Origin of the sequence: Oceanobacillus sp. FSL K6-3682, assembly GCF_037976165.1 — a bacterium.
GTDB lineage: Bacteria > Bacillota > Bacilli > Bacillales > Amphibacillaceae > Oceanobacillus > Oceanobacillus sojae.
Genome location: NZ_CP150263.1, coordinates 1,342,622 through 1,356,304, shown reverse-complemented (window position 1 = coordinate 1,356,304; position 13,683 = coordinate 1,342,622). Strand labels below are relative to the sequence as shown.

Genomic DNA, 13,683 nt, shown 5'->3' with positions numbered 1-13,683 from the left:
TTCTCCTCACATTATTTTTAATAAATTCAAATCCTCAGTTAACATCGGAAGCCATTGATAGTTGTCAGCTTAACGAATTTGATTTGCCATTATCGCTTTTATCTCTGAAACAATATCATCATTCCGTTTTCTCGCCATTTTTTAAGGATACGATTCTCGTTTTACATATTCATGTATATCAGAATTTCAAATTAATATATGTTAACCTCTCTATCCCTCCTTCTTTTATTGGAATTAATATTAGTATATAAAGTTAACTTTAGGTCAAATAATTTGATTCTATTTTTTGATAATTCGTTTTGACGGCCGTTAATTATTATGTTAGAATTCTCCCAACTATTAAGTTAACTTCAGGTTTATATTTGAAAAGAGGAGATAAAAATGACTTATTCTATTGGGGAAGTTGCTAAAAAATTAAATTTATCTATACCAACTTTACGTTATTATGATAGAGAGGGGCTCATTCCTTTTGTAGAACGTACGGATAATGGAACGAGGGTATTTAAAGAGTCTGATATAGATTTATTAAAAGTTATTCAATGTTTGAAATCCAGCGGTATGACCATCAAGGATATTAAGACCTTTATTGAATGGTGTTCGGATGGCGATTCCACCTTACAGCAAAGATATGACTTATTTTTAGAGCAAAAAGCAGTAGTAGAAAAACAAATGGAGGAATTAAAAAATACAATGGATCTCATTGACCATAAATGTCATTACTACAAAGTAGCGCTGGAAGCAGGCACGGAAAATGTTCATAAAAACAACAAAATAGGCAATACCGTTTTTGATTAATAAAACATCTGCACTTCACTATTTTATATAGAGTGCAGATGTTTTTTTCTTCCCCGGTTACAGTAAATACCAGAACACTAAATAATGAAAACACTATTTACCCGGCGGTTTTGTACAAAGTATTTCGAAGTATAATAAATATAAAACCGCCTATTAACGCAACAACACCTACAAACAGAATTTCTTTTGTTCCTATTTGCGATATAATCATTCCCGCTGCAGCAGTTCCAATCGTAGTACCCAAATTAACGGATGTCAGAAATAAACCATTGGCAAAATCCGGAGCTTTTGGAGCGGCAGACATAATCCAATACTGGTTGATATTTGCACCAATTCCGCCAAGTATCCCCCACACTAAAATAATAATCGCCGTAGGAACTGTTAATTCTGCTACAGGATAAAAGATAAGATAAAGGGCAATTAATGCGATAGGAAAAACAGTTACCGTACGGACAGGAATTTCGGAAAGCAGCCTTCCAGCTATAATATTTCCTAAAATATTTGCCAAACCGTAAACCAGAAGCATAATACTGATTAAATTGGACGACATATTTGTGACCGTTCCTAAGTATTCAGCTAGGTAACTGTATACTCCGAAAATAGCTGCATTGATAAGCAGAACTGCTAAAATCGAAAGCCAGGTAACTCCTTTTGTTAATATTTTCAACTGCGAGCCATAGGATAGTCTTTCTGTAACCGGCATAGATGGCAACAAAAAGATCGTTGCAATTAATGTGAAGATATTAACGATAGCAAAAAAGGCCATGCCCGCTTGAACAGAAATCGCATCCGCAATAAAGCTGACGATTGGAACGCCTAATACCATCCCTGCGGAAACTCCAATAAACACTTTGGAAATTGCTTTCGGTGCTTCCTTTTCACTTACAGATGCTCCGGCAACAGATAAAGCCATCGATACATAAAGCGGATGGAAAAAGGCCGGTATCACACGTGCAATCAAGGTAATCGTAAAGTTGTTTGTAAAGACGGAAATAATGTTACCGATAATGAAAATAGTCAGCACCAATAACATAACATTTTTCCGGTTCATTCCAGAAAATATTAACGGCATTGTCGGCCCGGCAATAGCAATCGCTAAGGCAAATAGACTCACCAATAAGCCTGCAGTCGAGACACTGACATCAAAATATACTGCTAAATCCGGGAGTATACCGATAACCCCCATTTCGGTATTGATAATACCAAACACACCGACCGCCAATATAAATATAAGTAAACCTTTCGAATTCTTCATAAAATATTACTCCACTTCCTTCTTAATTCATCGAGGCTAGAATTTCTTATTATTTTTTTCATATTTAAAGATAGGAAGCCATAAGATTTCATTAATAAAATATAGAAGTACATCTAAAATAAAGTACCGTAAACACTTTTTATTTATTATAGTCTGCTGCATCTTTACAGAAACAGCACGCATAGAGAAAACAGCTATTGTTTTATCATTTTTTATATACTTAAACAGGCTGTGCAGTCGGACGAACAATCATATTACTTACTGCCATTCGATCAGGTGTATCGATTGCGAATACTACTGCAGAAGCAATATCTTCTGGAGCTAAGCCCCATTCTTTTTGTGCTTTATGGAGGTCTTCTGAAACCTGTTTATCACTAATGGTTTTGTATAGTTCTGTTGCAACTGCCCCCGGAGAAATAATAGTTGATTTAATATTATTTTCTCTTTGCTCTTGTCTCAATCCTTCCATAATCGCACGTACAGCAAATTTTGTTCCGCAATATACAGCAGAATCAGGATAGACCACATGACCTGCTACAGAATCCGTTGCAATAATATGACCTGATTTTTGCTGTGCCATAATTGGTACAACTGCAGCAATACCATTTAATACACCCATAATATTGATATCAAGCATTTTCTGCCATTCATCACGACGTCCTTCCACAATTGGCGCAGTTGGCATAATACCAGCATTGTTGTATAGCACATCAATTCTTCCATACATATTCATCGAAAGGTCAACTACTTTTTTCACATCTTCATAATTGGTGACATCTGCTTGTTGGATATGAATATCTGCCTTAGGGAATGATTTTTGGATTGCTTCCAAACGTTCTGATCGGCGTGCAGCAATAATCAGCTTGGCATCTTTTTCAGCAAGCAGCTTTGAAGTTGCTTCACCAATCCCACTGGAGGCACCCATAATAATAATTACTTTATCTTTTATTGCCATTATTAAACTCTCCTCTCTTAAGTAATTTTCTTTTCAATAACATCATAAAATGATACGATTCAGATATCAAATACCTATATCAAATATATTGTTATACTTAAAAAGCATAGGAGGATTTAGAATGGAAATCCGGTTATTACGTTATTTTATTGCTGTCGCAAATCAACAAAGTATTTCTGGTGCAGCAAAATATTTACATATATCACAACCTACCTTATCCAGACAATTAAGTGATTTAGAAACAGAATTAGGTACTTCATTATTTATTAGAGGAAACCGAAAAATCACCTTAACAACAGAAGGGATGTTTTTATTAACAAAAGCGAAAGAAATTGTGGAGTTAATTGATAAAACAGAAGCGAATTTTAACCAGCCATCAGAAATTATTAGCGGAGAAATATATATTGGCGGCGGTGAAACAGAAGCCATGCATTTTATCGCGAATGCTTTAAAAGACCTGCTTAAAATCCACCCGGATATTCAATTTCATTTATATAGTGGAAATGCAGATGATATCATGGAAAAATTAGACAATGGATTGTTAGACTTTGGTATTGTTATCGAACCGACAGATAAACAAAAATATGATTACATACATCTGCCAGCTTCCGATGTTTGGGGTGTATTGATGCATAGAGATAGTCCGTTGGCGCATAAAGATTCTATACAACCCTCAGATCTAATGGATCAGCCTTTATTGATTTCACGGCAAACAACTGTGGATAATGAACTGTCCGGATGGTTTGGACAAGATGTCAGGAATCTGCATATCACAGGAACGTACAACTTGCTTTATAATGCTGCACTTATGGTAGAAGAAGGTCTTGGAAATGCTTTATGTTTAGATAAATTAATTAACACATCCGGAGACAGTAAACTTTGCTTTAAACCTTTAACCCCTGATTTACATGCAGGATTAAATATTATTTGGAAGAAACATCAAGTATTTTCCGACGCAGCCAATAAATTTTTAGGTCAAATTCGGTATAATATTGAAAAGCATACTCAAAATGATTAAATTTGAAACTCAAATTTAAAGTGCCCAATCATTTTTTATGATTGGGCGCTTATTTATTACTATTAATAACTTCATGAAACCTCATTCCATCGAAGCCTCTGCCTCCAAAAATGCATTTTTTAAAGTTTCCCATTGTGCTTCAGTAGGCTTCCAATACCCCCGCTCTGATACCTCGACCAATGTTCCAAGCAAATCATGATATGCTTGTGGGTTTGCCTGGCGTATTTTTTCCTGCAATGCTTTATCCTCCACATACGTATCATGCACATGGGAAAACACCCAATTTTCCACTTTGTTCGTTGTGGCAGCCAGCCCCAGTAAATTCTCTGTGTGCTTTGCCATCTGCTGAACACCATGATAAGGATGCTCCAGCAGCCCTTCCATCCACTTCGGGTTGGTCAGACGTGTTCTGACACCGCGATTAATGGCATGCTCTACATCTTCTGTCTGCGGCGTTTGCTGAGTCGTATCGGTTATATAAATATCAACACGCTCTCCCTTTGCTTTTTCAATCGATTTCGCCAATCCCCCGAAGAAATTATAATAATCATCGATATCCGTAATTTCATATTCATGACTGGCCCGCAGCTGGGAAACGATATCGGCTGCTTCCATATGAAGATCATATAAATCAGGAAAGCTTTCTCCTCTTCTTAATTTACTATAGACATGCTGGGCATGGTGCTTGTACATCTCACCAAGCTCTTCTTCATCTGTCCAGCTGCCATCCTCAATCATATGGTTAATCCCGGTTCCATATTCGCCTGAGGCTGGTCCAAATATCCTGGAAGAAGCTAAATCGAAAGCATCCGCTTGTTCATACCCTTCATGTAACAGCTGTTCCTGTACTTTTAAAGTAAATGCCTTAAAATAATTATCCTCTTCCTGTTCATCTGCGCACGCAAGCTTTTCAAATAAATCATTCAAAGCATCAATCACATTCGGAAATAAATCACGGAATACCCCTGACATACTGATGGCAACGTTCATTCTCGGTCTGCCCAGCTCTGAAAGGGGAATAAGTTCAAATGTTGTACTTGTTGCCTGGGAATGCTTCACTGCTTTTGCCCCGACATATTCTAAAATTTGTCCAATTGTTTCTCCCTGCGTTCTCGATGTTTCAATCCCCCAAAGTACACAGGCTACGGTATGCGGGATTTTCCCGTGAGCTTCCTGGTATTGCGTTAAGGTTGCTTTGGCAATTTCAGCACCTCTTACAACCGCAGAAGGGCTCGGTACAGATCGCGGATCAAATTGATACAAATTGGTCCCCGTCGGCAAAGATTCTGGATTTCTATAGATATCACCTGCCAATTTTGCAGGCAGATAGCCTCCATTTAACGCTTTTATAATAGAGGATAGCTCCTCTGTTTTTCTTACTCTGTGATAAATGCTTTCCCCATACGCCAAAATATCTGCAAATGCTGCTGCATGAGAATTTCCCTGTACATCCGGTAAATGTCTGGATTCTATATAATCCCTTAATAAAACAGCTGCTTCTTTTTCCAGTTCTGCTTCATCATTCTGCAGCGCCGGCTTTAATTGGGATACCAGCTGTTTCAAGGTAATTCCCATATGCTCTCTGCGCAACGTATATACTGTATGAAGAATTGCATCTGCATGCTTCAAGCCTTCTCCGATAATATGCAGTCCATACGGGATTAAAGCATACTGCATCCTTTGCAGCTCCTGCTCTATATCTTCTAATTGTTGATTGGAAAAGCCATTCTTATCTGCCAGCTCCTGAATTTCTTTCAAAATCTCTTCACAGCGCTGCGGGTCAAGCTGCTCGGCTTCCCGATATTCATGGAGCAGACGTTCCAGCTCTTCATAATCGCCATATAGTCCCCCATCTCTGAAAGGAGGTGCCTGGTAACTGCTCAGTACAGCATGTGTCCGTCTCTTTGCGAGCATTGCTTCAGACGGGTTGCCGATATAATAAAAATAAAAATGCGGCAGGGAATGTACCAGTTGATCTGGATAGCAGCTGGAAGACATGCCATTTTCTTTTCCTGGCAAATATTCCAGTGTTCCATGCGTGCCAATATGTACAATGGCATCGGATTGAAAGTCCTTTTCCAGCCAGTTATAAAAAGCCTGATATTGATAATGGGGCGGTACAGACTGATCATGGTAATCTGCTGATGAATCCTGGTCTGCTCCTCCTCTGCTTGGCTGTAATCCAATGAAAACATTCCCGTTAATAAAACCTGGTATGAAAAATACTTCTTCATCTGTCATTATTTCTCCAGGATACTCTCCCCATTGGCTCTTCATCCGTTCCCGGTCCAGATGATTGGTCCAATCTTCTTTTGCTTTTGAAACTGAATACTGTAATCTTTGATCTGCATCCTCATCTACGCCCCAGCTTGTTTCATTAAATAGCTGATGCCCGCGAAATTGTTTTTCCAGTTCATCTCCAGTCATTCGTTCCACCTGGTAGCCTTCATCTGCCAGTTTATTTAATAAAGCAGAGATGGAGCTAAATGTATCCAAAAAGGAGCCGCCAAACAGATTCCCCTCTCCAGGCGGATAATTGTATCCGATTAGAGCCACGCGCTTCTGACCGTTCTCAAGCTTACGCAAATGCAGCCAGCGCTCAATACGATCCATAAAATAATGAACGCGCTCCTCCATAAGAACAAGCTCTTTTTTCTCAAATTGATAGTTTTTATCGAAGCCTGCTGATTGGATTGCTGCAATAGGGTAGGTCTCCACTGCACCATCCAGCTCCGGCAAAACAACGTTCACCATCGCTTCAACAGGTGAAAGTCCCTTTGCTTCCTCCCATTCCGCTAATGTGGTGCGCGTCAGAAAGAATGGATGAAGCATAGGAATATCCAGCTTCTCCAGCCAATCTGTTACATCTTCTCTGTCTCCTCCTCTTGGTCCTGATCCAAGACGGAAGCTGATAAAATTCACAATGAGCTGTATGTCATCCAGCATCCCGACGAACAAGCTCTCCAAATTCTCCAAATCAATCTTCATAATACTTGTTAAGCCGACAGGAATAACTGCAGCGGTCGGCCTTAACCGTTCGATAAGCCCAGCAATAACATCCGCAGACTTTACTCTGGCCTGGGAAGCAATATATAAAAAGACAATTTTTGGCTTCGTTGCATCCTGTTTAGAATCTTGCAGAAATACCTCTGCACTGCTGTAATACTCGCCGGTTGCAGGATCGATAATTCCTGTTTTCTCTGCATAACTTGGAGCTTTTGCTTCGGGGACATCCGTATTCCCATAAAGATGAGCCGTAAAATAGAAGAGCTCCTTCCAATTTGCAATACCGGAAGCATGCCAATAGTCTTTTATCTGCTCATAATTTGCTATCACCTGCTCCTTTAATTTCCGTTCTTCCTTAGTCAACTCATTTGATGGATCAAACAGGGCCAGCTTTCCCGATTGTGGTTTAACCTGAATATTCTGTCCTTGTAATGCACCAAAGCGGATGATTTTCTCCCATTTCGCTCCATTAATCATCAATGATATTTGATCACATTCATATCTTTCACATATCCGGGCCATTCTCATGACCAGATCATCTTCAACTCCGTGTGGATCATAGATAAATAGATTGGCAGATTGAGAGACATGTTCAAATCGCCTCCATTGTTCTGCGCTTAATGGCTCCTCGGTTAAAAATAGAGAAAGCTTTATCTCCGGATAGATTTCTTTTATCTGTTCATGTGCTTTCGCGGCATCAGCTAATGTTCCAGATGAAGCAGCAGCAAAAATAATATGCACGAATACTTCTCTCCCTTCTTTTATTAACTTTCTTACATCCTGAAAATAAATAGCAGGGCCTATGATTTTATCTGCGCCCTGCTAATGGATGCAGCCGGTTTTGCACTGCTTTTGCAATATTTTTATCTGTTAAAGCATCCAGTGAGAGGTATTCCCCTTCTATAACAGCTGCAAGCTCCTCTGCCAGGCCAAATGTATTTCTCCCGCTTTGGATATCAATAACAGTCACCGAGAGCTGTTCCTGTGCAATTCTTTTGGCAATCTGATAGGCTTCGCTTCTTGCCTGAGCTGCAGTACCGCCTGGACTCAACGTTTCATTGGCATTCCCATCCGTCAAAATAACAAGATAAGGTATATCCTGTTTATGAATGCGCTTCTCTTTTTCACATATTTTTAATGCTTTTTCCAGTCCGGCTGCCAGCGGTGTTTTCCCGCCAGTTGGTATTTCTCCTAGTTTCTGCTTTGCTTCTGCAAACTTATTCGTAAAAGGCAATACCTCTTCCGCTCCTGTTTTTCGGAAGGAAACCATGCCAATATGGTCTCTTTTTTGATAGGCCTGCTGAAGTAATTCCATAACAGCTCCTTTGACAACTCTCATGTTTTTTTTCGCTGCAATGGAGCGGCTTGCATCCACTAAAAATAGAATGGTAAATCCCTGCTGCTTTTCCTTTAATTTATAGCGTATATCCTCTTTTTCAATCGCCAGCTTTATTCCCGCAGAAGGCGTACGAACCTTCATAAATGGAGCTGCCACTGTCAGTGTATGATATAAAGAAATTGCTTCAGTGGGTCTCTGCACTGCACGGAGCATTCGCCCATTACCTCCAGCAGAAGTCCCCTCCCGATGCTTTCCATTCATTGCATATGGATAGATATATTTTTTCGAGAAAAGGAAATCTGACTGCATTTTCAATGATGTTATCACCTGGTCTATTTCTTCTTCAGAGATCTCTGTAATAAACTGGTTATCCGGCGGTTCTTCCTTTGGAAAAGAATCACCAGGGGCTTCATGATCCTGTCCGCCATTATCCGATGGTTTTGCTTCACTGCCAGAGGATGGATGGCTTTGACCCGTATCCTCCGAATGGTTGTTAGAAGATTCCTCTTTTGCCTGTGACTCTGAATTCTCCTGATTAGAAGATTCCTGCTGCTCTCCCATTCGATGAGAAAGTACATACCCCGCTGCTTCCTCAATATGCTTTGGCTGTACCGATTGATCCGAATCCAAAGTTGCTAATGCCCGAGCTGTTTCAATCAAATCCATATCAGCTTCCTGATTTTTACAGCCCGAACCCATGACAACCTCTACTGCCAGCTTCAGCATTTTTTCAGAAACTTGAACAGTGGACAATCGCTGCCTGACTTTATCCAGTTCTCCCTTTGTATATTCACGCTCTGCGTTCTCTCGGAATAATAAAATATTCTTGCGCTCTGACACATCAAAAACAGGAAGCAGACGGACACATAGCTTGGCATGCTTTAACAAGGATTTATCCAGTATTTCCTGGTCGAGGCAATAAAACCATTTTGCCAGGATAGGATAATGAGAGTCCCCGTAAAATGACACTCCCTTATTTTTCAGCAATTGCACAAGTAAACGCTGATTATTCTCCGGCATCGATGCAAATTGATCGGTAATAACCACCTTTGCTTGATGAAAAATACTTTGATTACTTGAGTTCTTCCTGAGTGGAGAAAACAAGGCAAGCTCTTTTTCTCCCAATAATTTTTCTGTCGTAACGTGGGAAGGAATAATAACAGTATCCTCTTTAGGAAAGTAAGCTAAGACCATTTGCAGCAAAGTTGTCTTTCCGGTTCCACTTGCCCCGGTGACACAGATCCGGTCCAAATATGGATTGATAAGTGCTGCGGCAATGCCGCGCTTTGCTTTCGTTTGTCCAATCAGCTGATTCATTGATTATCGACAACCTTCTGATTTAATAGCTCAGTCAGCTTCTGATAAGAAGTATTCTCCCTCATCGGATCCTGTAATAATCGATGCGGCAATGCAAGTTCTGCCGCTTCGTAAATATCCTCCAGCTGCACCATTGTTCGCTGCTTCCAAGCTGCCAATGTCTGAGCGGTAATAATAATCGTTATATCAGCACGATGGCTTTCAATGCCCAGTTCAATGGATAAATCAGCTACAGCACGGAGAAGATTATCATTAATCTCAACAGCTGGCAAAAGCTCCTTCGCATGTTGTATCTCGTATGTAAGCTGATTTTGATCCTGCTCGTATTTTTTCTCGAATTGCTTCTGATTTTGTTCAAAATTCAAGCGGCGGCGGATAACCTCCATGCGTTCTTCCACATTTTTCTCACTTTCCACATCCACACATAAACCAAATCGATCAAGCAGCTGTGGGCGAAGCGTGCCTTCCTCAGGATTCATCGTTCCTACTAATACAAAACGGGATGGATGCTCATAGGATACGCCTTCTCTTTCAATCCGGTTAACTCCCATTGCGGCAGTATCTAAAAGAATATCAACCAGATGATCTTCCAGAAGATTCACTTCATCTACATATAAAATATTTTTATCTGCTTTCGCCAATATTCCCGGTTCCAGCTTCTTTTCTCCTGTTTTTAGAATATGCTCCATATCCAGTGTCCCTACAACACGGTCTTCTGTCGCACTTACCGGCAGATTGATTACAGATGTATTTGTCAGCACATCTGCCAATGCTCTTACAGCCGTTGACTTTGCTGTTCCTTTTTCACCTTGGATTAATACACCTCCAATTTTGGGATTAATTCCATTTAAAATTAACGCTTTCTTCATTTTGTCTTGCCCTACAATTGCTGTAAAAGGATAATTTTTCACATTTAACCTTCTTTCCAAAATCACATACGATTATTTAATCTTTTAGCGACATCATCACGATACGCAATAATTCATTATCTTTATCCTCATAGATATCTGCCTGGACATTAAAAACATCCTTAAACATATCCGGGTTCATCATTTCTTTTGGAGTACCCTGTCCATAAATATGCCCCTCTTTAACCACAATTACTTCATCCGAATAAACAGCTGCATGATTGAGATCGTGTAAAACCATAACAATTGTTACGTTTTGAGTTTTTTGCAACTGTGTTACGATTTCCAGCACATCCAGCTGATGTGAAATATCTAAGTATGTTGTTGGCTCATCTAAAAATAAAACTTTCGGCTGTTGAGCCAGGCAAAGAGCTATCCAAGCTCTTTGCCGCTCACCTCCAGACAGCTGAGAAACGTTCCGCTTTCTCAGCGCATCTAATTTAGTAAGCTGAATCGCTTCATCAATAATTATCTGGTCTTCTTCATCGAGCCTTTGAAACATCGATTTATGCGGCGTTCGGCCATATGAAATCAATTGTTCCACGGTTAAATCCATTACATCATTCACTTGAGCAAGCAAAGCCAATTCCTGTGCCACTTTCTTTGGTGAAAGCCGGTAAAGGTCGGCCTGCTTCCAATATACTTGGCCATGATCAGGCTTCAGCTGACGGGAGAGGACATGCAGCAGGGTGCTTTTCCCCGAACCGTTCGGCCCGATAATACTGTATATACGCCCTTCCTTCAGTTCCAAATCTATTTGCTTTAATACGCGTTTATCCGAAAAGGAATGAGAAATGGAAGCAGCTTCTAATGCACTCATACCATTTTCCTCCTTAGTAAATATAGAAAAAACGGTGCTCCCAATGCACCCATAATAACACCTACCGGAACTTCAATCGGTGCAAACATAATACGGCCCAAAGTATCAGAGGCCGTCAGAATTGCTGCTCCTAAAAATATAGAAGCAGGCAGAAGCACACGATAATCATTGCCTACAATTAATCTTGCTGTATGAGGAACAATTAAACCGACAAATCCCAATAAGCCAACGACACTGACAGCACTGGCAGCTAACAGCGTAGCAACAGCAGTCATAGAAAAACGAATCCATTCTACTCTGGCTCCCAGACTCTTAGCTGTCCGGTCTCCCAGCATTAATAGATTCATTTTTCGGATACCGATAATTGCAAGAAGGATACCAACAATCGAATAAGGCAGAATCACTTCTACCTGCGGCCAGCTTCTTGCACTTAAACCGCCAACCATAAAATCAATGGTACCCTGCACTCTGTCACTGTAAAAAACCATCAGGGCAGATATACCGGAGCCTAAAAAAGCAGAAATAGCAACACCAGCCAGGATAATCCTGGTTGGCGCAATTCCTTTTTCCCACGCTAAAGCATATACCGTAAAAGCCACAATGGTTGCCCCAATAAACGCAACTGGGGTCAATATATGAGGCAGATGCGGATACAATATTAAAACAATCATACCCGCTAAGCCTGCCCCGCTGGAGACCCCAATAATATATGGATCGGCCAGCGGATTTTTCATAATCCCCTGAAGCAGGACACCAGCTACTGCCAGATTAGCACCTACCAGAATAGCAACAAATGTACGCGGGACCCGGATGTTCCAGATTATATTTTGAAAATCACTTTGGATATCTCCTGTAAAAGTTGTCCAAATATCTTTTAAGGGAATATTTGCCGATCCAAACTGGATACTAAAAATGATTGAGATTACCATTAAAACAGCAAAAATCACAACAATAAATCCTTTCCATCCGGCTCTATCTCTTAATGCTTCTTTTTTACTCATTCTCAAACACTTCTGGGTACACCATCTCTGCCATATCCTGCATCGTATCAGCATAATCAAGGCCAGGATTGGATAGATATTTTTCGGAAGGGACAATATGGACATTTCCTTCCTGTACTGCTTTTAGTGAGCTCCATGCAGGATTTCCTTCTAATTCGTCCGTTATTGTTTCCTTTCCAGCTTCTTCACTTCCATGGATTGTCATCAGGATATAATCAGGCTGCTGCTCAGCAATTGTTTCTAAACTGTACGGTGCTGAAGTTTGCGAATCCGGGCTGGCTTCCATATCCTTTCCGATATTATTTACATGAAGCAGGTCACCAATCTCCAGTGCAGTTGTATTGGATCTTTGAACAGAAACACTTCTCGGTGTAATATTTAAAACGACGATAGACGGTTCTTCACCACTTGGCAGTTTATCTTCTATTGCCTGCATCTCGTCTTCAGTTTCCTGCAGTTTCTCAGCTGCAAGCTCTTCTTTTCCTAATATCTCTCCCATAAGTGTTGCCATTTCCTTCACATCGTCAAAAGAGCGCATATCTAACAGTGCAAAAGGAATATCACTGTTTTCCATAATGCCTTCTAAATCCGCATGGAAATTCGGTGCTCCAATAACCAGGTCCGGTGAAAGAGCCACCAATTCCTCTGTATTTATCTGATTCACTGTTCCCAATTCAGGTAAATCCTCTGCCTGCTCTGGAATAGGTATACTGCTGGTTGACATTCTTCCAACTGCTTCCCCATCCAGATCATAAATTAATTTCAAAAATTCCGGCGCTAAAACAACAATTCTTTCCGGCTGTCCGTCAAGTACCACTTCTCTGTCCATGCTATCTGTAAAAGCTATTTCTTCTGTTGTATTATCCTGACTTTCCTCTGTTGCTTCCTCCGTTGCAGATGTATCTTCATCCTGCTGACAAGCTGCCATCAAAATAACCGCAAGCATAGCAGCTGCAATTCCTATTATTCTATTTTTTTGTAATAATTTCCCCAAAGTAATTTCCTACCCTTCCGTAATGATTACGATTTATTAATTAAAAAAAATACTGTGTTTGTTTATGTAGTTACACTACCGCTAAGCTGCCACTTCCTTTCTACTAAACTAATTTGTTTAAAAAAACAAACCGTAATGATTACGTATTATATCATTTTTTTGTAAAGTTGCAACCACTTTTGTCATTTTTTGCGTGAAGCAGCAGAATGACAAATGAGCAATGAAGCTAGGTAAAGAAAATACACCCTCTTCTTATATAGCTGAATCAAGAGGGT

At 40.1% G+C, this 13,683-nt stretch carries 10 protein-coding genes; 2 read left to right on the top strand and 8 right to left on the bottom strand.

Going from position 1 to position 13,683, the window contains the following annotated elements; all coding sequences use genetic code 11:
* Window positions 1-381: 381 nt before the first annotated feature.
* Window positions 382-795, top strand: a complete 414-nt coding sequence (locus MHH51_RS06940; RefSeq protein WP_156988317.1) for a MerR family transcriptional regulator — start codon at window positions 382-384, stop codon at window positions 793-795.
* A 97-nt stretch (window positions 796-892) separates the two neighbouring features.
* Here the strand turns inward: MHH51_RS06940 and MHH51_RS06935 are convergent, their stop codons facing one another.
* Together MHH51_RS06935 and MHH51_RS06930 are read right to left on the bottom strand one after the other, a co-directional pair.
* Window positions 893-2,050 carry an MFS transporter gene (locus MHH51_RS06935; protein ID WP_339285203.1) on the bottom strand — a complete coding sequence of 386 codons (1,158 nt, stop codon included), beginning with the start codon at window positions 2,048-2,050 and terminating at the stop codon, window positions 893-895.
* Between the two features lie 220 nt (window positions 2,051-2,270).
* On the bottom strand, window positions 2,271-3,005 hold the full coding sequence (locus MHH51_RS06930; protein ID WP_246145222.1) for an SDR family oxidoreductase: 735 nt from the start codon (window positions 3,003-3,005) through the stop codon (window positions 2,271-2,273).
* A gap of 121 nt (window positions 3,006-3,126) precedes the next feature.
* Between MHH51_RS06930 and MHH51_RS06925 the strand changes: the two genes are divergently transcribed.
* On the top strand, window positions 3,127-4,023 hold the full coding sequence (locus MHH51_RS06925) for a LysR family transcriptional regulator (RefSeq protein WP_339285201.1): 897 nt from the start codon (window positions 3,127-3,129) through the stop codon (window positions 4,021-4,023).
* Between the two features lie 81 nt (window positions 4,024-4,104).
* Here MHH51_RS06925 and MHH51_RS06920 read toward each other — a convergent pair whose 3' ends face one another.
* From MHH51_RS06920 to MHH51_RS06895, 6 genes are all read right to left on the bottom strand, one after another.
* Window positions 4,105-7,770, bottom strand: coding sequence for a cobaltochelatase subunit CobN (locus MHH51_RS06920; RefSeq protein ID WP_339285199.1), 3,666 nt, complete (start codon window positions 7,768-7,770; stop codon window positions 4,105-4,107).
* A gap of 67 nt (window positions 7,771-7,837) precedes the next feature.
* On the bottom strand, window positions 7,838-9,685 hold the full coding sequence (locus MHH51_RS06915) for a VWA domain-containing protein (protein ID WP_339285197.1): 1,848 nt from the start codon (window positions 9,683-9,685) through the stop codon (window positions 7,838-7,840).
* On the bottom strand, window positions 9,682-10,596 hold the full coding sequence (locus MHH51_RS06910) for an AAA family ATPase (protein WP_339285195.1): 915 nt from the start codon (window positions 10,594-10,596) through the stop codon (window positions 9,682-9,684). The genes MHH51_RS06915 and MHH51_RS06910 overlap by 4 nt, the downstream gene beginning before the upstream one ends.
* A gap of 34 nt (window positions 10,597-10,630) precedes the next feature.
* A complete protein-coding gene (locus tag MHH51_RS06905; RefSeq protein WP_339285193.1) occupies window positions 10,631-11,413 on the bottom strand; it encodes an ABC transporter ATP-binding protein in 783 nt (260 codons plus the stop codon).
* On the bottom strand, window positions 11,410-12,414 hold the full coding sequence (locus tag MHH51_RS06900) for an iron ABC transporter permease (protein ID WP_339285191.1): 1,005 nt from the start codon (window positions 12,412-12,414) through the stop codon (window positions 11,410-11,412). The genes MHH51_RS06905 and MHH51_RS06900 overlap by 4 nt, the downstream gene beginning before the upstream one ends.
* The gene (locus tag MHH51_RS06895) at window positions 12,407-13,408 is read right to left on the bottom strand and encodes an ABC transporter substrate-binding protein (protein WP_339285189.1); all 1,002 of its coding nucleotides are present in this window, start codon (window positions 13,406-13,408) and stop codon (window positions 12,407-12,409) included. The genes MHH51_RS06900 and MHH51_RS06895 overlap by 8 nt, the downstream gene beginning before the upstream one ends.
* Between the last annotated feature and the right edge of the window lie 275 nt (window positions 13,409-13,683).

What these genes read in the sequence shown, in the direction of transcription:
- MHH51_RS06940 (WP_156988317.1), top strand. Translation starts at nt 382, where the DNA reads ATGACTTATTCTATTGGGGAAGTTGCTAAAAAATTAAATTTATCTATA.
- MHH51_RS06935 (WP_339285203.1), bottom strand. Translation starts at nt 2,050, where the DNA reads ATGAAGAATTCGAAAGGTTTACTTATATTTATATTGGCGGTCGGTGTG.
- MHH51_RS06930 (WP_246145222.1), bottom strand. Translation starts at nt 3,005, where the DNA reads ATGGCAATAAAAGATAAAGTAATTATTATTATGGGTGCCTCCAGTGGG.
- MHH51_RS06925 (WP_339285201.1), top strand. Translation starts at nt 3,127, where the DNA reads ATGGAAATCCGGTTATTACGTTATTTTATTGCTGTCGCAAATCAACAA.
- MHH51_RS06915 (WP_339285197.1), bottom strand. Translation starts at nt 9,685, where the DNA reads ATGAATCAGCTGATTGGACAAACGAAAGCAAAGCGCGGCATTGCCGCA.
- MHH51_RS06905 (WP_339285193.1), bottom strand. Translation starts at nt 11,413, where the DNA reads ATGAGTGCATTAGAAGCTGCTTCCATTTCTCATTCCTTTTCGGATAAA.
- MHH51_RS06900 (WP_339285191.1), bottom strand. Translation starts at nt 12,414, where the DNA reads ATGAGTAAAAAAGAAGCATTAAGAGATAGAGCCGGATGGAAAGGATTT.